Origin of the sequence: Epibacterium sp. Ofav1-8 (assembly GCF_022348185.1) — a bacterium.
In the GTDB taxonomy this organism is placed as follows: Bacteria; Pseudomonadota; Alphaproteobacteria; order Rhodobacterales; family Rhodobacteraceae; genus Epibacterium.
The window spans coordinates 122,754-142,368 of record NZ_JAKRFD010000002.1 but is presented as its reverse complement, the minus strand read 5'-3'; the positions used below and the strand labels follow the sequence as shown (position 1 = coordinate 142,368).

16 protein-coding genes are annotated in these 19,615 nt (G+C 61.9%); 6 read left to right on the top strand and 10 right to left on the bottom strand.

The window, feature by feature from the left end; genetic code table 11:
• Window positions 1-737 precede the first annotated feature (737 nt).
• From MHM97_RS22825 to MHM97_RS03460, 5 genes are all read left to right on the top strand, one after another.
• Window positions 738-3,287 carry a Hint domain-containing protein gene (locus MHM97_RS22825; protein WP_305037467.1) on the top strand — a complete coding sequence of 850 codons (2,550 nt, stop codon included), beginning with the start codon at window positions 738-740 and terminating at the stop codon, window positions 3,285-3,287.
• 95 nt (window positions 3,288-3,382) lie between these two features.
• Window positions 3,383-4,267, top strand: a complete 885-nt coding sequence (locus tag MHM97_RS03475) for an MBL fold metallo-hydrolase (protein WP_239319505.1) — start codon at window positions 3,383-3,385, stop codon at window positions 4,265-4,267.
• 322 nt (window positions 4,268-4,589) lie between these two features.
• Window positions 4,590-6,548, top strand: coding sequence for an acetate--CoA ligase (gene acs / locus MHM97_RS03470; RefSeq protein WP_239319503.1), 1,959 nt, complete (start codon window positions 4,590-4,592; stop codon window positions 6,546-6,548).
• Between the two features lie 5 nt (window positions 6,549-6,553).
• Window positions 6,554-7,237, top strand: a complete 684-nt coding sequence (locus MHM97_RS03465) for an adenylate kinase (RefSeq protein WP_239319501.1) — start codon at window positions 6,554-6,556, stop codon at window positions 7,235-7,237.
• A 148-nt stretch (window positions 7,238-7,385) separates the two neighbouring features.
• Entirely contained in the window at window positions 7,386-7,886 is a 501-nt protein-coding gene (locus MHM97_RS03460; protein WP_239319499.1) for a flavin reductase family protein, read from the top strand.
• 73 nt (window positions 7,887-7,959) lie between these two features.
• On the opposite strand, the gene MHM97_RS03455 is transcribed toward MHM97_RS03460, so the two are convergent.
• The 8 genes from MHM97_RS03455 to MHM97_RS03420 form a co-directional block, all read right to left on the bottom strand.
• Window positions 7,960-8,157, bottom strand: a complete 198-nt coding sequence (locus MHM97_RS03455) for a 4Fe-4S binding protein (protein ID WP_239319497.1) — start codon at window positions 8,155-8,157, stop codon at window positions 7,960-7,962.
• A 24-nt stretch (window positions 8,158-8,181) separates the two neighbouring features.
• Window positions 8,182-8,568 (bottom strand): hypothetical protein, encoded by a 387-nt coding sequence (locus MHM97_RS03450; protein ID WP_239319492.1) that lies wholly within the window; start codon window positions 8,566-8,568, stop codon window positions 8,182-8,184.
• Window positions 8,569-8,839: 271 nt separating this feature from the next.
• The gene (locus MHM97_RS03445) at window positions 8,840-9,826 is read right to left on the bottom strand and encodes an ABC transporter substrate-binding protein (protein ID WP_239319489.1); all 987 of its coding nucleotides are present in this window, start codon (window positions 9,824-9,826) and stop codon (window positions 8,840-8,842) included.
• Between the two features lie 201 nt (window positions 9,827-10,027).
• Window positions 10,028-10,873, bottom strand: coding sequence for an ABC transporter permease (locus MHM97_RS03440; protein WP_239319488.1), 846 nt, complete (start codon window positions 10,871-10,873; stop codon window positions 10,028-10,030).
• Between the two features lie 55 nt (window positions 10,874-10,928).
• Window positions 10,929-11,846 (bottom strand): ABC transporter permease, encoded by a 918-nt coding sequence (locus tag MHM97_RS03435; RefSeq protein ID WP_239319487.1) that lies wholly within the window; start codon window positions 11,844-11,846, stop codon window positions 10,929-10,931.
• 24 nt (window positions 11,847-11,870) lie between these two features.
• Entirely contained in the window at window positions 11,871-12,698 is an 828-nt protein-coding gene (locus MHM97_RS03430; RefSeq protein ID WP_126136863.1) for an ABC transporter ATP-binding protein, read from the bottom strand.
• 53 nt (window positions 12,699-12,751) lie between these two features.
• Window positions 12,752-14,206, bottom strand: coding sequence for a dihydropyrimidinase (gene hydA / locus MHM97_RS03425; protein ID WP_239319486.1), 1,455 nt, complete (start codon window positions 14,204-14,206; stop codon window positions 12,752-12,754).
• 129 nt (window positions 14,207-14,335) lie between these two features.
• Window positions 14,336-15,586, bottom strand: a complete 1,251-nt coding sequence (locus MHM97_RS03420) for a Zn-dependent hydrolase (protein ID WP_239319485.1) — start codon at window positions 15,584-15,586, stop codon at window positions 14,336-14,338.
• A 297-nt stretch (window positions 15,587-15,883) separates the two neighbouring features.
• Between MHM97_RS03420 and MHM97_RS03415 the strand changes: the two genes are divergently transcribed.
• Window positions 15,884-16,498 carry a TetR family transcriptional regulator C-terminal domain-containing protein gene (locus MHM97_RS03415; protein WP_239319484.1) on the top strand — a complete coding sequence of 205 codons (615 nt, stop codon included), beginning with the start codon at window positions 15,884-15,886 and terminating at the stop codon, window positions 16,496-16,498.
• A gap of 301 nt (window positions 16,499-16,799) precedes the next feature.
• On the opposite strand, the gene preA is transcribed toward MHM97_RS03415, so the two are convergent.
• Complete coding sequence (gene preA / locus MHM97_RS03410; protein ID WP_239319483.1) at window positions 16,800-18,104, bottom strand: NAD-dependent dihydropyrimidine dehydrogenase subunit PreA; 1,305 nt, start codon at window positions 18,102-18,104, stop codon at window positions 16,800-16,802.
• Window positions 18,105-18,173: 69 nt separating this feature from the next.
• A complete protein-coding gene (locus tag MHM97_RS03405) occupies window positions 18,174-19,508 on the bottom strand; it encodes an NAD(P)-dependent oxidoreductase (protein ID WP_239319482.1) in 1,335 nt (444 codons plus the stop codon).
• Window positions 19,509-19,615 lie beyond the last annotated feature (107 nt).

Genomic DNA, 19,615 nt, shown 5'->3' with positions numbered 1-19,615 from the left:
CGGCAGCGCAGCGTATGGCAGCGCACCGCTACCGCGCGTTGGAGTGAACAAACCCGGACGCGCTGCGGGCGCATGGGGTTCAGGGACCGCGCGGCTCTGAAGCCTCCCTGTCGCGCTTTCCCCCGGGTGGTTCTACGGGTCTGACTTCGCGGACATATTTTGCGGAGAGGCCCGACTTACCGGCCTTCGTCCCGCACTTCAAAACCACCTGTCGCCAGGCGCATGGCCCTTCGTGACCGCTGGCGCGCCGCCCCTTGCGATCACAGTCACCGTTGCTCGCACGACGAACGGAGTGACGCCCGGCCCGGGCCTTGCGCATCTCTCCGAGGTCGCGAACCATTGCTGGGTGGCTGCCACCGCGACGCAGCACGATGCGACCACCCAATAGCCCGCAGCCCCCCCTTTGGTACAGAAGCAACGCCTCCAGCGCTGGCGTCATTAACGCGCCGGGTCCGTCACCGGTGGCCGTACACGGTGATGCACGGTCTGTCGAACGGATGCCACGAGCTGGACGGCTTCCCCCCGGTGGCGCAGTCGCCGTGCAAACAGCCGAACGCTCCGCCCGCCAGATGATCGCGAGCCCCCTCCCGGGCGATACGGCTCGAGCAATGTGTCCAACACGCGAAGGGATCTCAAACCTGCGTTAATATCATGATGTTAGACTTGAGCCGTCGGCAACTCCTTGCTGGCGTGTTGATGAGTTGGACCCCTGCACTCTGCAGGGTGGGTATGTGATTATGGCGACGATGAACTCCGGCTTGGGCGGCAGCTCAGGCTATGGCGAGAACAGCTTCAAGACCACGGGCCCGGACATCGGGGACCTCGACGACGGCAGCGTCTATGTCGACGTGACGTCCGTGTTTGGTGGCAGCGGAATAAATTTCTTCGGCACCAACTACACCGGGCTTTATATCAACAGCAACGGCCTGCTGACCTTCGGAACTGAAGAGATCGCCTATGACCCCCAGGGGTTGGCGGGATATGACACCCCGGCGATCGTTCCCTTCTGGACCGACATCCATATCGGCAACGGCGGGGATATCTACTGGGACCTCGACCCTGCGGCCGGCACGTTCACCGTGACCTGGCTCGATGTTGCGCCCTACAACGGCAGCGGCAACAACTCCTTTCAGCTGGTGTTGACCGATACCGGAGGTGGCAACTTCGACATCGACTTCATCTACGAAGACATCCAGTTCAGCGATGGCTACGTCGGCGATGCCACCACCGGGGTGACCGACGGTGATGGACATGTCTACGAACTGGAAGGCTCCGGCGACGGGGCCGTGCTCACCACCTACGAAACCAACGATTTCGACGGCGGCGACCCCGACGGCACCTATTCGATGACGGTTGTCAACGGTCTGCCCGATGCGATCGTCGTCGACGGGACAGCCGGTGCGGACAGCATGGCTCTGGGCTATACCGATGCCGAAGGCCAGGAGATCACCACGACCGACGACTACATCGACGGCGGTGACGGAGACGACACGATCGATGGCGACACCGGCGACGACACCATCGCCGGCGGCGCGGGCGACGATATCATCCTGAGCGGCTCACACGGGAATGCCGGCGCACCTGTCTATACAGATGTCGACAACGGCGATGATCTACACGGCACCAGCGGGCAGGATTTCTATCGCTGGACCGCGGCGCCGGGCAGCAGCGCCACCATCCGCATGAACTATACGCCCTCGGTTGCGGACGCGGGCGATGGCGTGGCAGATTATGTGGTGGTCGCGACCACCAATGACACCGGCACGCTCACGATCGGGGACTTCGATGTCGGCGTCGACAGGATCGTTCTGCCAGAGGATTACGCCGGGATATCGATCAGCGATTCCAACGGCTATGCCAGCATTACCATCACCTATGCCAATGGGAACCAACAACATTTCGGCATTTACCACGATTCCAGCCCGCCGATCTCGGCCAGTGCGATTTTCACCACCGAAGCGCCGGTCACCACCCAGAGCGACGATGACACACTCCTGGGCGGCGCCGGGGATGACACCTTTGTGCTGGAGGATCAGTTCGGCAGCGACAGTATCGATGGTGGCGATGGCAGCGGCGACCAGATTGACGCATCAGGCCTGACCAGCGGCATCACCGCGACGTTCAGCGGCAGCGGCTCCGGCAGCCTGAGCGATGGGCAGGACACGCTGACCTTTGAAAACATCGAAGAGATGACCCTGACCAGCCAGTCCGACTCGGTCGATGCAAGCGCCTCTGGCAGCAGTGTTCTCCTGTCCGCAGGGGATGGCGACGATACGCTGCAGGGCTCCACCACCAACGACACACTGATTGGCGGGTTGGGCGACGATAGCCTGACTGGCAACGACGGCGACGATCTGTTTGTCCTGACAACCAGCGGCGGGCGCGACACCATCAGCGACTTTGACACCAGTGACGATGATGTCGACGGGGTCTTCAACGATCAGATCGACGTATCGGATCTGACCGGCGGCAGCGGTCCCGGTGGTGCGGTGACAACCCGTGATGTGGTGGTCAGCGACGATGGCGCGGGCAATGCGCTGCTGACCTTCCCGGGGGGAGAGGAACTGGTGCTCGGCGGCGGCATCACACCGGCAATGATGACCGGGCACGCCAATCTCTATGCCGCTGGCATCCCCTGTTTCACTGCCGGCACATTGATCGACACCACGCTGGGGCCACGTCCTGTCGAGGCGCTGAAACCGGGCGACATGCTGCCCACCGCGGATGCGGGGCCGCAACCGGTTCTGTGGGTGGGGCAGACCGTCCTCTCCCCGGCCCGGCTTCGCGACGATCCGCGCCTGTGGCCGGTGACCCTCCGGGCGGGCGGTGTCCTCGGGTTGCCGGCTCCGATCACTGTGTCGCGCCAGCACCGGCTGCTGTTGTCAACTGGCCCGGGGCGCGTCCCGCTCGGCGGCGGGCCGGAGGCCTGCTTCCTGCGCGCCAATCAGCTGCTGCGCCATGCGCCCGACCAGGCATTCGCCGACTGCCCACCCCGCGGCATCACCTATGTCCACGTTCTTCTGGCACGCCATCAGGTGATCTTTGCCGACGGCATCGCGACAGAGAGCTTTTATCCCGGCCCCTGGTCGCTGCCGGGCCTGTGCGCACAGGCAAGATCGGATCTGCTGCGGGTCATGCCGCAATTGCAGGCGCTGGCACAGGTGCATCCGGACATCGCCCGACAGGCCAGCCGCGCACTCTATGGCCCCCTCGCCCGCCCCGAATTGCGCTCCGGACAGCTGCGGCGGCTGTTGCGGTCCGGCTCGCAACTCGGCGCATGCGCGTGACCGCGCACAGCGTGACCTGCGACGCCGCACGGCGTTGCCCGAAGGTCTGCAACATGGGATAGACTGCACTCATGCCTGCAACAAGGAGAGAGAGCATGACCACCCCCTCCGTCGCGCTGGACACGCACCCCGACGTCGAAGGCTTCTTCGATCCGGCCACACATACCATCAGCTATATTGTCAGTGATCCCGCCACCGGTATCGCGGCGGTGATCGACAGCGTCATGGACATCGATTATGCGGCCGGGCGGATCACCCACGGACACGCGGATGAGATCATTGCCCGTATCAAGGACCGCAATCTGCGCCTTGAATGGATCATCGAGACACATGTGCATGCCGATCACCTGAGCGCCGCGCCCTATATCCAGGAACAACTGGGCGGCAAGATCGGGATTGGCGCCCGGATCATGGAAGTGCAGGAAACCTTTGGCAAGATCTTCAACGAGGGGACGCGGTTCCAGCGCGACGGCAGTCAGTTTGACCGGCTGTTTGAAGATGGCGACAGCTATATGCTGGGCGACATTCGCTGTTTTACCCTCTCCACGCCGGGCCACACGCCCGCCTGCATGGTGCATGTCATCGGCAACGCGGCTTTTGTCGGGGACACGCTGTTCATGCCCGACGGCGGGTCTGCGCGCGCGGATTTCCCGGGCGGCAATGCGGGGCAGCTCTATGATTCGATCCAAAAGGTCCTCAGCCTGCCCGACGACATGCGGCTGTTCATGTGCCACGACTACGGCCCCAACGGCCGCGACATCCGGTGGGAAACAACCGTCGGAGAGGAAAAGGCGCATAATATCCATGTGGGCGGCGGCAAAACCCGCGCCGAGTTCATCCGCTTTCGCACCGAACGCGACGCGCAGCTGGCCATGCCCAAACTGATCCTCCCCTCGCTTCAGGTCAACATGCGCGCAGGCGAGGTCCCCACCGATGAGGACGGACGTCCGATGCTGAAAGTGCCCGTAAACCGTCTGTGACCCCCGCGCGCGGAATCGTCGCACCCGACTGAGGCGGACACAGGCGCCGCCGGCCGCCAACAACGCGTCCAAAGCCTCGGCATGTGAAATTGACAGTAAAACCGCTGTCTTCTTGCGTAAAATTCGTCAATTTCACCCATAAATTTACAATACCGCGCTTCATGTCGGAAATTGATTTACAAGCAAGCCGTTCTTTTCCCGATGTTTATTCACATCTTTTCAACTTTGCTTATTATCACCGCTGAGGTTGGAGAACATTTGACTCTGCGCGCGCTTCCATGTGGAGATCACGCGCAAGAGATTATTGGAGGGAGGACAGTCCATGACCACGCCCGAGAGCGCGGTGTACCCGCCGTCTGAGGACATTGTAGAAAACGCCCATGTGAATGCGGCGAAATATGACGCGCTCTATGCGCAGTCCATTCAGAACCCAGAGAAATTCTGGGCGGAGCAAGCCGAACGCATCACCTGGATCAAGCCTTTCACCAAGGTCAAGAACGTCTCGTATGACTTTGGCAATGTTGACATCAACTGGTTTGAAGACGGCCAGTTGAATGTGGCGGCCAATTGTATTGACCGTCATCTGGCGACCCGCGGAGAGCAGACCGCGATCATCTGGGAACCGGACGATCCATCCGAAGATGCCAAGCATATCTCCTACAAGGAGCTGCATCTGAAAACCTGCCGCATGGCCAATATCCTGGAAAGCATGGGCGTCAGAAAGGGCGACCGGGTGGTGATCTACCTGCCGATGATCCCGGAGGCCGCCTATGCGATGCTGGCCTGTGCCCGGATTGGCGCGATCCACTCGATCGTGTTTGCAGGCTTTTCCCCCGACGCCCTGGCCGCGCGCGTCAACGGCTGCGACGCCAAGGTTGTCATCACCGCCGATGAGGCCCCGCGCGGCGGTCGCAAGACACCGCTGAAATCCAATGCCGATGCGGCGCTGCTGCACTGCAAGGACAGCGTGAAATGCCTGGTGGTGAAGCGCACCGGGGGCCAGACCACCTGGGTCGAGGGCCGTGACCACGACTACAATGAAATGGCGCTGGAGGCGAACGACTACTGCAAACCCGCCGTGATGGACGCAGAGGATCCGCTGTTCATCCTCTATACCTCCGGCTCCACCGGGCAGCCCAAGGGGGTGGTGCATACCACCGGTGGCTACCTGACCTATGCGGCGCTGACCCATGAGGTGACGTTCGACTATCACGACGGCGACGTCTACTGGTGCACCGCCGATGTGGGCTGGGTCACGGGTCACAGCTACATCGTCTATGGTCCGCTGGCCAATGGGGCGACCACGCTGATGTTCGAGGGGGTGCCGACCTATCCCGACGCCGGCCGGTTCTGGGCGGTCTGCGAAAAGCACAAGGTCAACCAGTTCTACACCGCGCCCACCGCCATTCGCGCCTTGATGGGGCAAGGGCCGGAGTTTGTTGACAAATATGACCTTTCGGATCTCAAGGTGCTGGGTACCGTGGGCGAACCGATCAACCCCGAAGCCTGGAACTGGTACAATGACGTGGTCGGCAAGGGCAAATGTCCGATCGTCGACACCTGGTGGCAGACCGAGACCGGCGGTCACCTGATGACCCCACTGCCGGGTGCCCATGCGACCAAGCCCGGCGCGGCGATGAAGCCCTTCTTTGGCATCGAGCCGGTGGTTCTGGATCCGCAGTCCGGCGCCGAGATCGAAGGCAACGACGTCGAAGGCGTGCTGTGCATCAAGGACAGCTGGCCGGGACAGATGCGCACGGTCTGGGGCGACCACGAGCGTTTCGAGAAAACCTATTTCTCCGATTACAAGGGCTATTACTTCACCGGCGATGGCTGTCGCCGTGATGCCGATGGGGACTACTGGATCACCGGTCGCGTCGACGATGTCATCAATGTCTCCGGTCACCGGATGGGCACCGCCGAGGTCGAAAGCGCGCTTGTGGCCCATGCCGCCGTGGCGGAGGCCGCGGTGGTCGGCTACCCGCATGAAATCAAGGGCCAGGGCATCTATTGCTATGTGACCCTGATGAATGACCGCACGCCCTCAGACGAACTGGTCAAGGAACTGCGCCAGTGGGTGCGCACCGAGATCGGCCCCATCGCCAGCCCGGATGTCATCCAATGGGCGCCCGGCCTGCCCAAGACCCGCTCCGGCAAGATCATGCGCCGCATTCTGCGCAAGATCGCCGAGAACGACTTCGGCAGCCTTGGCGACACCTCGACGCTCGCCGATCCTTCCGTGGTCGATGACCTGATTGCCAACCGCGCCAGCAAGGGATGACCAGCATGAGTGTAGATGTGATGACACGCCCGGCCGTATTGATCCTGCTGGGGCCGCCCGGCGCTGGCAAGGGCACCCAGGCGCGGATGCTGCAGGACAAGTTCGGCCTTGTGCAGCTCTCCACCGGAGATCTGCTGCGCGCTGCGGTTGCGGCGGGAACCCCGGCCGGCAAACAGGCCAAGGCCGTGATGGACGCAGGCGGCCTGGTGTCGGACGACATAGTGATCGCGATCCTGAATGACCGTCTCGCAGAGGAAGATTGCCAGAACGGCGTGATCCTCGACGGTTTTCCGCGCACCACGGTGCAGGCCAAGGCGCTTGACGATCTGCTCGCCTCCACCGGCCAGCGCATCAACGCTGCGATCAGCCTGAAGGTCGATGACGGCGCCATGGTCGAGCGGATTTCCGGTCGCTCCACCTGTGCAAACTGCGGCGAAGGCTATCACGACACCTTCAAGCCACCGCTGGCAGACGGCAGCTGCGCCAAATGCGGCGGGACCGAATTGACCCGCCGCGCCGATGATCGCGCCGAAACCGTCGCCAGCCGGCTGGAGGCCTATCACGCGCAAACCGCGCCGCTGATCGCCTATTACGCCGATGCCGGGGTTCTGACCTCGGTGGATGCCATGGCGGCCATCGAACAGGTCGCCAATGATATGTCCAAAGTGGTGCAATCGGTGATCAGCTGATCCCGGCACGGGCCATGCTCCGAAACAGCCCCTGGTGCGCCAGGGGCTGTTTTGATTTCTTTTGCATCTTGTGCCAGTCGTTGAAATAAGGGCGTGGCCGACGTCGGGGCCGCAGGGCCTCAACCACCACAGACGGATTTCACCACGCATGACCCAGACGAGCTTTGTTCCCGGCCCCGAAACCCAAGCCGAGATGCGCGCCGCATTGGGCTGTTTCGCCACCGGCGTCGTCGTGGTCACAACCCAAAGCCCGCGCGGTCCGCTTGCCATTACGGCAAATAGCTTCACCTCGGTGTCGCTGGAGCCGCCGCTGGTGCTGTGGTGCCCCGCGGTGCAGTCCAAGCGGCACGATCCCTTTGTGGGGGCGTCGCATTTCTCGATCCACGTCATGGCCGAACAGGATATGGAAACCGCGCTGCATTTTGCCCGCAATGGCGAGGTGTTTGACACCCATGCCTGGTCCGCCAATGCCGAGGGCACGCCCGCATTGGAACAGGCACTGGTCCGGCTGGATTGCGGCCACCATGCAGCGCATCCCGGCGGCGATCACACGATTTTGGTCGGTGAGGTCCTGCGCGTTACGCAGCGAGGCGACCTCGGTGCCGGTCTGGTTTTCCATCAGGGGCAATACGGCCGGTTCTCGCGCTAGCCAACCCCACCGCCGCGACAGAGGCCCCGCTGCCACACGCTGGTGCCCCGCCCCTCGCTTTCCTTGGCGTTGGTCAGGCCCGTCGCCGCACCGGGGCCAGCGGCTGAATTGCCAGCACCTGCTCCGGGCATGCAGAGGCGCACAGACCGCATCCCGAACATTGAGAATCGCGAATTTCCAGCGACGCCCCGTCACTGCCCAGATGGATGGCGCCGGTTGGACAGGCCCATGCGCATTGACCGCACAGCGTGCACCCGTCCGAAATGGTCACGCAGCCCTGCGCCGCACCCCGGTTTCACCGTGACGCCTGCCCCAGCTGCAGCAGCGCCCCGCCACCAAGCTCCGAGGGCCTTGCGTCGCCCTCCTCCAGCAGCACCCGCAGCGCACTGTCCGAATGGAACAGCACCACGGAGCCATTGAGCCCCGGACACGCCGCGACCTCCTCCACCAGGCGGATCTGGTGATGGATCACGCGGATGTCGGGCGACAGCTCGACAAACACGCGCTGAAACCCATGCGCCAGCATCCCAAGCAGGTCTTCGGTGTTCAGGCAACATCGATTGCAGGTCGACAGATGGCTGACCGTATAGCGGCCCCGTCGGTACAATGGCGGCTGTTCGGTCAGCGGGAGGTTAAAATACAACACCAGCGCCTGGGGACCGTCCCCCATCTGCTGGCGCAATCGCGCCTCCAGACACGCGCGTTCCAAAGGCGCGGAGCGGCGGCCCGCATCGGGGTCAGCCGCTCCACAATAATACAGGCAACTCGTTAAATGGGACATCCTATTCCCCCGGTTCACCAGGGGCAGCAGATCCCCCGAACACTTCAACGAAAGCGCCTACATCCTTAACAGTCGGTTACTTTTTCTTAAAATTGACGAAGCCCACCCGCGTTGCGGATGGGCTTATTGGTAGATTTACTGCCCCACGCCTGAAAGCGGGGGCAAGCCCCGATTACTTCAGCGCCGCATCGGTGATGGCATGGGTCCAAGCGCCCTCCGGCTGTTTGGTGATGACCGGATCGGATCCCCCCGACAGCAAAGTCTCAACCGTGCGCTGATAATCCGCTTCATCCAGCGCACCATTGCTGCCCGCCGTGAGTTTGGCGATTTCGCCCATCATGCGTTTCTGGTGGGTTTCGGTCTGCGCACCAGAGGCATCATTGTCGAGCACGATTTCCGCCGCCTCATCCGGGTTGGATTCCGCGTATTTCCAGCCCTTCATCGAGGCGCGCACAAAACGCTCCATCTTGTCGACAAAGGCCTCGTCAGACAGGTTTTCTTCGAGCACATAGAGCCCATCCTCAAGCGTTGCGACGCCTTGGTCCTCGTATTTGAAGGTCACCAGCTCATCCGCCGACACGCCCGCATCAATCACCTGCCAATATTCATTGTAGGTCATGGTGGAAATGCAATCGGCCTGCCGCTGCAACAGTGGATCGACGTTGAACCCCTGTTTCAGCACCTCCACCCCCTCGGGGCCTTTGCCTTCGGTGGAAATCCCAAGCTTGCCCATCCAGCTCATGAAGGGGAACTCATTGCCGAAGAACCAAACCCCCAGCGTGCGATCCGCCAGATCCGCAGGCTCGGAAATTCCGGTGTCTTTCCAGCAGGTCAGCATCATGCCCGAGGATTTGAACGGTTGCGCGATATTGACCAGAGGCAGGCCCTTTTCGCGCGCCGCGAGGGCCGCGGGCATCCACTCCACGGTGACATCCGCGCCACCGCCCGCAATCACCTGTGTCGGCGCAATGTCGGGGCCACCGGGCAGGATGGTCACATCGAGGTCTTCTTCCTCGTAGAACCCTTTGTCGAGCGCCACGTAATAGCCCGCAAACTGCGCCTGTGTGACCCATTTCAATTGCAGTTTGACCTCATCCGCAGCCTGTGCGGCGGAGGTTGCCATCAGTGCCATGGCGGCGGCTGTTAGCACGTTTTTCATCAGTTCGAACTCCCTGTTGATTATGATGAAATCATGCGCAGGCTCATCTCGACACGCAAAAGTTTTGCTTCTTATTGACGGTCGAAACGGCGTCCTCGCGCATATATTGAGCACAGGCCAAGGCGGGGATTTATCCCTCTGTTCAAGGCGTTGCACCCAAAGGATGAAGCGCACCCGCAAAATGCGGAGGCGCAGGTTGTGTCAGCCCCGTTGTGACGGGTGCCAGAAGGTCAGCGTTTTCTCCAAAAGCGCCATCAGACCGTAAAAGAGCGATCCGGCAAGTGCTGCGACCACAATTTCGGCCCAGACCATATCGAGGGCCAACTGCCCCACCGAGGTGGAGATGCGAAATCCCATCCCGACGGTCGGAGAGCCAAAGAACTCGGCCACGATCGCACCGATCAGCGCAAGCGTGGTGGAGATCTTGAGCCCGTTGAACACGAAAGGCAGCGCGGCTGGCAGGCGCAGCTTGAACAGGCTCTGCCAATAGGAGGCCGCATAGGTGCGCATCAGGTCGCGCTGCATCTGATCGGTTTCACGCAAACCCGCCACCGTGTTCACCAGCATCGGAAAGAACACCATCACCACGACCACTGCAGCCTTGGATTGCCAGTCAAAACCGAACCACATCACGAGGATCGGCGCGGTGCCAACGATGGGCAGTGCGGCGACAAAGTTCCCGACCGGCAGCAGCCCCCGCCGCAGGAAATCGCTGCGATCCACAAGGATGGCGGTCAGGAACGCCGCACCGCAGCCAATGACATAGCCGCCAAGCGCGCCCTTCAGAATGGTCTGACTGAAATCAGCCCAAAGGATCGGCAGGCTGGAGGCAAACCGCTCTGCGATCAGCGAAGGCGCGGGCAGGATCACCAGAGGCACCTCAAGGCCACGCACCAGCAGTTCCCAGACGATGAGGATCGTCACGCCAAAGATCGCAGGCACCAGGAGCCCCACCGCACGGGAATTGGCCTTTGGTCCATTGGCCAGCCGCGCGTTGATCCACCAGCCAGCGATCCACACGAGCAGTGCAAGAAGAACCAAGGCCATCAGCACACCTCCCCTGTGGTCCGGCCGCATCGGGCGTTCGATGTCAGCATATCGCTCATGGCTTCACCCCCATGCGCCCCAGCAGCACCCGCTCCAGCAGCCCCAGCAGCGCAACCAGAGCCGCCGCCAGGATTGCCGCCGCAAAGAGCGCCGACCAGATTTGCACCGTTTGTCCGTAATAGCTGCCCGCCAGAAGCCGCGCGCCAAGCCCGGCCACCGCACCGGTGGGCAGCTCACCCACGATGGCACCGACCAATGAGGCCGCAATCCCGATCTTCAGCGAGGCAAAGAGATAGGGCATCGAGGATGGCAACCGCAGCTTCCAGAACACCTGCCCCTGAGACGCAAAATACGTCTTCATCAGGTCAAGCTGCATATGATCGGGGCTGCGCAGCCCTTTCACCATGCCCACGACCACAGGGAAGAAACTGAGATAGGCGGCAATGATCGCCTTGGGCAAAAGCCCTTGTACGCCAATGGAATAGAGCACCACGATAATCATCGGCGCCAGCGCGATGATGGGGATGGTCTGGCTGACGATGGCCCAGGGCATCACCGACATATCCATCACCCGTGAATGCACGATCCCCACTGCAAGCAGGATGCCAAGCCCGGTGCCGATGGCAAATCCCATAAGCGTCGCCGAAAGCGTCACCTGCGCGTGGTAGATCAGGCTGCGCTTGGAGGTGATCTTTTTCATCACCGTCGTGTCCCACAGCTCCGCGACGACCTGATGCGGGGCGGGCAGACGTGGGCGCTCCACCGACCACGCGCGCGGAATGGCAAAGCTGTTCTGCGCCACGAGTCCAAGCGCCGAAGCATCGCGCCGCTCCCTGGCAGTGGCAGGCGTCACCTGCTCCCCTGCCCGTTCTGCCGTATCCAAGACGCCTTTGATGTTCATCGGGACACAGGCAAGATACCAGATCCCGATCAGCGTCGCGACGACGGTGAGGACAGCCAAAAGCGTCTTCATGCGCGGCCCTCCGAATTCCTAGCCTCAGTCATGCGCATGCCCCGCGCGCAGACCCTCACGGACGCGATGGGCGATTTCGATGAACTCTGGCGAGTCGCGAATATCGAGGGGGCGCTCTTTGGGCAGCGTGCTGTCGATCACCTCGTGGATGCGGCCCGGACGAGGGGACATCACCACGATCTTGGTCGACAGATACACCGCCTCGGGGATCGAGTGGGTCACAAAGCCGATGGTTTTATCCGTCCGCGCCCAGAGTTTCAGCAGTTGCTCATTGAGGTGATCGCGCACGATTTCATCAAGCGCCCCAAAGGGTTCGTCCATCAACAATAGATCCGCATCAAAGGCCAGCGCGCGGGCAATGCTGGCCCGCTGCTGCATGCCACCAGAGAGCTGCCACGGGAATTTACCGCCAAAGCCAGAAAGCTCCACCAGCTCCAGCACCTCGGCCACGCGTTTGTCCTGCTCGGCCTTGGAATATCCCATGATTTCAAGCGGAAGCTTGATGTTCTTGGCGATGGTGCGCCACGGGTACAATCCCGCCGCCTGAAACACATAGCCATAGGCACGCTGCTTGCGGGCGTCTTCGGGGGTCATCCCGTTCACGGTCAAGCTGCCGCCCGTCGGCGTTTCCAGAGATGCCACACATCGCAGGAATGTCGTCTTGCCGCAGCCCGAAGGGCCAATGAAGGAGACAAAATCTCCCTTGTTGATCGTCAGGTTGATGTCCTTGAGCGCGTGAACGGATGTCTCGCCCGTCCCGAACACAAGGTTCAGATCCCGGGCTTCGATCACTGCGGCATCCGGGGCTCGGTCCATGGCGCTGTCCACCCGTGAGGTCATTTGCATATTCATTTCATAGCCTTGGTCAAACAAACGGGGGCACGCGGCCCCCGTTCCTGATGCAGTTAGACGCCAGTGGCGGGAATGCCGCTGCGCTCCACCGGGCGCGGCGCGGTCAGATCCTTCCAGGTGCTGAGCGCCGTGTTGACCACGGTGTTGGGCGCGCGCTCCACAAACTTGCCGTGGCCTTCCTGCGTCTTGATTTCGCCGTCCATCACAGCCACCTGACCGCGGGTCAGCGTGTAGCGCGGCAGGCCTTTGACCTCTTTGCCCTCGAACACGTTGTAATCAATGGCGGATTGCTGCGAGGCCGCCGAGATCGTTTTGGTTTTCGCCGGGTCCCAGACCACCAGATCCGCATCCGCCCCGACCAGAACCGCGCCTTTTTTCGGATAGCAGTTCAGGATCTTGGCGATGTTGGTCGAGGTGACCGCGACAAATTCATTGGGCGTCAGACGGCCGGTCTCAACCCCATGGGTCCAGAGCATCGGCATCCGATCCTCAAGCCCGCCGGTGCCATTGGGGATCTTGGTGAAATCCCCCACACCATAGCGTTTCTGCTCGGTCGAGAAGGCGCAGTGATCCGTTGCCACCACCGACAGGGAGCCAGACTGAAGCCCCGCCCAGAGGCTGTCCTGATGCTGCTTGTTGCGGAACGGCGGCGACATCACCCGGCGCGCGGCATGGTCCCAATCGGCGTTGAAATACTCGCTCTCATCCAGTGTCAGATGCTGGATCAGCGGCTCGCCCCAGACCCGTTTGCCCTGCATGCGCGCACGGCGAATCGCCTCGTGGCTGTCCTCGCAGGAGGTATGCACCACATAGAGCGGCACGCCCGCCATATCGGCGATCATGATGGCGCGGTTGGTGGCCTCGCCCTCGACCTGCGGCGGCCGGGAATAGGCATGCGCCTCCGGGCCGGTATTGCCCTGCGCGAGCAGCTTGGCGCTCAGCTCCGCCACCACATCGCCGTTTTCGGCGTGCACCATGGCAATGCCGCCCAGCTCCGACAGGCGCTGGAAGGACGCATAGAGCTCATCGTCGTTCACCATCAAGGCGCCCTTATAGGCCATGAAATGCTTGAACGTGTTGATGCCGCGGGTCTCGATCACGGTCTTCATCTCGTCAAAGACCTGCTCCCCCCACCATGTCACCGCCATGTGGAAAGAATAGTCGCAGTTCGCCCGGGTGGATTTGTTGTCCCAGCGCTTCAGCGCATCCAGCAGGCTTTCGCCCGGCTGCGGCAACGCAAAATCCACCACCATGGTGGTGCCGCCCGCCAGTCCCGCGCGGGTGCCGCTTTCGAAATCATCGGTGGAATAGGTGCCCATGAAGGGCATCTCCAGATGGGTATGCGGGTCGATCCCGCCCGGCATCACGTAGCAGCCGGTGGCGTCCAGCACCTCATCGCCTTTCAGATCCGGGCCAATTTCGGTGATAATCCCGTTTTCCACCAGCACATCTGCCTTATAGGTCAGATCCGCGGTCACGATGGTGCCGTTCTTGATGACTTTGGTCATATCAAACTCCCTGTGGTCCGACGCCTTGCGCGCCGTTGTCTTCAGATCCCGGGTGAGTTTCTTGTGACCCTGAATATCCCGGGGGTCGCGCAGGCGCGACGGGGGCAGTGCCCCCTTGGTATTGTGATGTCAGGCGACGATCTCTGCCGTCTCCAGCACCGCATGCAGCATCACATCGGTGCCCGCTGCGGCCCAGTCCTTGGAAATCTCTTCCGCTTCGTTGTGGCTCAGCCCATCAACGCAGGGGCACATGATCATCGCAGTGGGGGCCACATCGTTGATCCAGCAGGCGTCATGCCCCGCGCCGGACACGATATCGAGATGGCTGTAGCCCAGACGCTCCGCCGCATTGCGCACCGCGCTGACGCAGGTCTCGTCAAAGGTCACGGGGTCAAAATGCCCGACGGGTTCGATCTCCAGCCCGAGCCCCAGCTCCTCGGCGATCTCCTTCGCCTTGGCCTCGAACTGCGCCCGCATCGACGTGAGTTTCTCCAGATCCGGCGTGCGGAAATCGACGGTGAACACCACCTTGCCGGGGATCACATTGCGCGAGTTCGGGAAAATGTCGCAATGCCCCACCGCGCCGACGGCATGCGGCTGATGCGCCATGGCGATCTGATGCGCCACTTCGGTCATGCGCGCCATGCCAAGCCCGGCATTCACCCGCATGTTCATCGGCGTGGAGCCAGTATGTGCGTCCTTGCCGCTCACCGTGCATTGCAACCACCACAGCCCCTGCCCATGGGTCACAACGCCGATATCCTTGCCTTCGGCCTCCAGGATGGGGCCCTGTTCGATGTGCAGTTCGAACATCGCATGCATCTTGCGCGCGCCGACCGTCTCATAGCCGACCCAGCCGATCCGCTTCAACTCGTCGCCGAACGTCTTGCCCTCGGCATCCTCGCGCCCATAGGCCCAGTCCTGCGTGTGCTTGCCCGCAAACACGCCTGAGGCCAGCATCGCGGGCGCAAACCGGGTGCCTTCCTCGTTGGTCCAGTTCGTGACCACGATCGGGTGTTTGGTCTTGATCCCGAGGTCGTTCATCGTGCGCACGGCTTCCAACCCGCCAAGAACGCCGAGAACGCCATCGTATTTGCCGCCCGTGGGCTGGGTGTCCAGATGCGAGCCCATGTAGACCGGCAGCGCGTCGGGGTCTTCGCCGGGGCGGGTCGCAAACATATTGCCCATGGTGTCACAGCCCATGGTCATGCCTGCCGCCTCGCACCAGGACTGAAACAGCGCCCGCCCCTCGGCATCCGCATCGGTGAGCGTCTGGCGGTTGTTGCCCCCCGCGACGCCGGGGCCGATCTTGGCCATCTCCATCAGGCTGTCCCACAGCCGATCGCCGTTGATTTTCAGATTTTGTCCAAGCGCGGTCATCTCTGTTTGCTTCCTTCCCTGTGGTCTGCCTCGCCCTCATGCATCGGGACGGGGTCATGCGTGGCTTGTCCAGCCCGGGTCAGTGGCTCTCACTGTGCCGTTGGTTCTGGCCGGGTCGCCAAGACGGGCAAGGCCGGACATTTGACCAACTGGTCAAACTCACGCTATCACCAGATGAGACTCAGTCAAGAAATTGCGCGCCTGTCCGTTCGGAATTGATTTCAGCTGCCGGGCATCTGTGCAAAAATCATGCGACGCCTGCCAGGACCAGACACCAACAGAAAGCACCGGCACGACATGCCCAAAGACCGCAGCCCGACGAGGATCCAAAAACGCAATCGTGCCAATATCCTGGAGGCCGCTCTGGATGTGTTTTCCCAAAACGGTTTTCGCGGATCGACGGTCGATCAGATCGCCAGCGCGGCCGGTCTGTCAAAGCCCAATCTGCTCTATTATTACCCGTCCAAGGAAGCGATCTTTACCGAGCTTCTGTCGAAACTTCTCGCAACCTGGCTGGCCCCGCTGCGCGATATCGACCCGGACGGAGACCCGATGGAGGAAATCCTCACCTACGTTCAGCGCAAATTGCAGATGAGTCAGGACATGCCGCGCGAAAGCCGGCTGTTCGCCAATGAGATCGTGCAAGGCGCGCCGCGCATGATCGACACGCTCTCGACGGAACTGCGCGAATTGGTGGATGCGACAGAAGTCATCTTTCAGGATTGGATGGCGGCAGGCAAGATCGCCAGCGTTCATCCCAGGCATCTGTTGTTTTCGATCTGGTCCCTCACCCAGCATTACGCGGATTTCGAAGTTCAGGTACAGACCCTGATGACCCCCGAGGATCCCTTCGCCGCCGCGCCGGAGTTTCTCGACACTCTCTACCGCCGCATGCTCACGCCCACGACCTGACACTCCGGACCCAACGCCCAAGTTGGGAGCCCACGAGGGGGATGGCGGGTCAAGGGCTGCAAAGCGGCGGCGCGCAAGCGACGTTTACCCTTGAGGCGCCAGCGCCCGCCTCAAACTTGATCTGGTCCATCAGGACACATGTGCCCCTGATGGACCTCCCCAGCAAAATTCCGATCTCTCCCCAATAGCGATCCGGCCTCGTTTCTACACCAAAGCGCCGCGCGAAGCGCGGCGCCGGGCCCAACGGGAGAGGATGCAGGAAACCTGCATCCTCGACGGGCGGGAGCCTCCCCGCCCTGGCTTATTCCGCCGCCGTCGCGGCCGGATTGTTCGGATGCTGTGTCCAATTGCCATATTCACCACTCACCACCTTGCCGGTGCGCTCATCCACCGCGCCGGCCGCAACCTCTTCCATGGTGATGCAGCCCTCGACCGGGCAGACATTGACACAGAGGTTGCAAGCCACGCATTCATCGTCCTTCACCGTAAAGGTCCGATCCGCCGACATCGCGATCGCCTGATGCGAGGTATCCTCGCAGGCCGCAAAGCAACGCCCGCATTTGATGCAATCGTCCTGAGAGATCTTCGCCTTGGTCACATAGTTCAGATCCAGATACTGCCAGTCGGTGACATTGGGAACCGCCATGCCGCGGAAGTCCTCGATGGAGGAATACCCCTTCTGATCCATCCAGTCCGACAGACCCGAGATCATCTCCTCGACAACCTTGAACCCATAGGTCATGGCCGCCGTGCAGACCTGCACATTGCCCGCCCCCAGCGCGATGAACTCTGCCGCATCGCGCCAGGTTGTGACGCCGCCAATAGCGGAAATCGGCAGGCCAGCGGTCTGCGGATCGCGGGCGATCTCGGCGACCATATTCATCGCGATCGGCTTCACCGCCGGGCCGCAATAGCCGCCATGGGTGCCCTTGCCGCCGATCATCGGCTCCGGCGACATCGCATCAAGGTTCACCGAGGTGATCGAATTGATCGTGTTGATCAGCGACACCGCATCCGCATTGCCAGCCTTGGCCGCGCGCGCCGGGTGGCGAATGTCGGTGATATTGGGCGTCAGCTTCACGATCACCGGCTTGTCGTAATATTGCTTGCACCACTCCGTGACCATCTGGATGTATTCCGGCACCTGCCCCACCGCAGAGCCCATGCCGCGCTCGGCCATGCCGTGCGGACAGCCAAAGTTCAGCTCGATCCCGTCACAGCCAGTCTCTGCCACACGCGGCAGGATCGCTTTCCACGCGGCTTCTTCACAGGGCACCATGATCGAGGCAATGAGCGCGCGATCCGGATAATCCTTCTTCACGCGGGTCATTTCCTCAAGGTTTACATCCAGCGGACGGTCGGTGATCAGCTCGATGTTGTTGAGCCCCAAGAGCCGCCGGTCCGCGCCCCAGATCGCGCCATAGCGCGGGCCATTCACATTCACCACCGGCGGACCTTCAGCACCCAGCGTCTTCCAGACCACACCGCCCCAACCAGCCTCAAAGGCGCGGCGGACGTTGTATTCCTTGTCGGTTGGCGGCGCGGAGGCCAGCCAAAACGGGTTCGGTGATTTGATACCGAGGAATTCTGTTGTAAGATCAGCCATTTGATCTCTCCCTGTTTGCTAACTATGCGGCCTGTCCTGCCCTACACTGCAAGGCGGCGCATAGCGGCTTCAGCCCATCAGGCTCGCGTGGATATCTTCGGCCGCATCGCGGCCCTCGGCGACGGCGGTCACGGTGAGGTCATCGCCACCGGATGCACAATCGCCCCCGGCCCAGACCCCGGACACGGAGGTGCGCCCGGTTTCAGAGACCTTGATCTTGCGCCCCTCCAGCTCCAGCGTCTCCGGCTGGCCCTCAAGCGTCTGACCGATGGCCTTCATCACCTGATCGGCGGCCAGTCGCACCGTCTCTCCGGTGCCAGTGACGCGCCCGTCCACAACATCGGTGTATTCCAGTTCGATCTCGACCGCAGAGCCGTTGCCGTGGATTGCCTTTGGCATCACGTTGAACATCAGCTTCACGCCCTTGGAGGCCGCAAGATCCTGTTCAAACCGGCTTGCGCCCATGGCGTCACGCCCCCGGCGATAAGCGATGGTGACATTTTCAGCGCCCAAGAGCTTGGACTGCACGGCGGCATCCACGGCGGTCATACCACCGCCGATGACCACCACATTGCGCCCCACGGGCAGCGCGGTCAGATCCTCGGCCTGACGCAGCTCCGCGATGAAATCCACCGCATCGCGCACGCCGTCCTTGTCTTCGCCGTCCGCACGCAGCGCATTGACGCCCTGTAGCCCAACCGACAAAAACACCGCATCAAAGTCAGACTGAAGCCCCTCCAGCGTCAGCCCAATGCCAAGCCCACGCCCGTACTCGATGGTGATGCCGCCGATTTGCAGCAACCACTCCACCTCGCGCGCGGCAAAATCATTGGTGGATTTATAGGCCGCGATCCCGAATTCATTGAGGCCGCCCGCCTTGGCCTTGGCCTCATAGACCGTGACCTCGTGACCGTGCATCGCCAGACGGTGCGCCGCCGCAAGACCCGCAGGCCCTGCCCCGACAACCGCAACCCGCTTGCCCGTAGCCGCTGCGCGGGTGAAGGGGTGCACGTCCCGCTCCATCAGCATATCGGTGGCGTAGCGCTGCAAGCGACCGATTTCGACCGGCTTGCCCTCGGCCACCTCCCGCACGCAGACCTCTTCGCAGAGCGTCTCTGTCGGGCAGACCCGAGCGCACATGCCGCCGAGGATGTTCTGCTCCAGAATGGTCTTGGCGGCACTTTCCGCATGCGCGCCCTGGATCTCGCGGATAAATTGCGGGATGTCGATGCTGGTGGGACACGCCGTCATACAGGGCGCATCAAAACAGAAATAACAGCGATCCGCCGCAACCGCGGCCTCATGCGCATCAAAGGGCGCGTGAAGATCCGCGAAGTTCTCTGCGATTTCCTGAGCGCTCAGCCGCTCCGATCGCACTCCGGATACCTGGTGGCTTGCTGCCATTGGGTGTCTCCTTGCTGATACTGGACAGTCAATGATGTCTTCTTGTTGAAACCAGAGTGCCACAGGCGGATTTTTTATCAACTGGTAAAATTTAGAGAATGCGTTTT

Coding starts and splice junctions, on each gene's coding strand:
- MHM97_RS03430 (WP_126136863.1), bottom strand. CDS start 12,698: ATGAATATGCAAATGACCTCACGGGTGGACAGCGCCATGGACCGAGCC.
- MHM97_RS03435 (WP_239319487.1), bottom strand. CDS start 11,846: ATGAAGACGCTTTTGGCTGTCCTCACCGTCGTCGCGACGCTGATCGGG.
- MHM97_RS22825 (WP_305037467.1), top strand. CDS start 738: ATGGCGACGATGAACTCCGGCTTGGGCGGCAGCTCAGGCTATGGCGAG.
- MHM97_RS03440 (WP_239319488.1), bottom strand. CDS start 10,873: ATGGCCTTGGTTCTTCTTGCACTGCTCGTGTGGATCGCTGGCTGGTGG.
- acs (WP_239319503.1), top strand. CDS start 4,590: ATGACCACGCCCGAGAGCGCGGTGTACCCGCCGTCTGAGGACATTGTA.
- MHM97_RS03445 (WP_239319489.1), bottom strand. CDS start 9,826: ATGAAAAACGTGCTAACAGCCGCCGCCATGGCACTGATGGCAACCTCC.
- MHM97_RS03405 (WP_239319482.1), bottom strand. CDS start 19,508: ATGGCAGCAAGCCACCAGGTATCCGGAGTGCGATCGGAGCGGCTGAGC.
- preA (WP_239319483.1), bottom strand. CDS start 18,104: ATGGCTGATCTTACAACAGAATTCCTCGGTATCAAATCACCGAACCCG.
- MHM97_RS03460 (WP_239319499.1), top strand. CDS start 7,386: ATGACCCAGACGAGCTTTGTTCCCGGCCCCGAAACCCAAGCCGAGATG.
- MHM97_RS03465 (WP_239319501.1), top strand. CDS start 6,554: ATGAGTGTAGATGTGATGACACGCCCGGCCGTATTGATCCTGCTGGGG.
- MHM97_RS03420 (WP_239319485.1), bottom strand. CDS start 15,586: ATGACCGCGCTTGGACAAAATCTGAAAATCAACGGCGATCGGCTGTGG.
- hydA (WP_239319486.1), bottom strand. CDS start 14,206: ATGACCAAAGTCATCAAGAACGGCACCATCGTGACCGCGGATCTGACC.
- MHM97_RS03415 (WP_239319484.1), top strand. CDS start 15,884: ATGCCCAAAGACCGCAGCCCGACGAGGATCCAAAAACGCAATCGTGCC.
- MHM97_RS03475 (WP_239319505.1), top strand. CDS start 3,383: ATGACCACCCCCTCCGTCGCGCTGGACACGCACCCCGACGTCGAAGGC.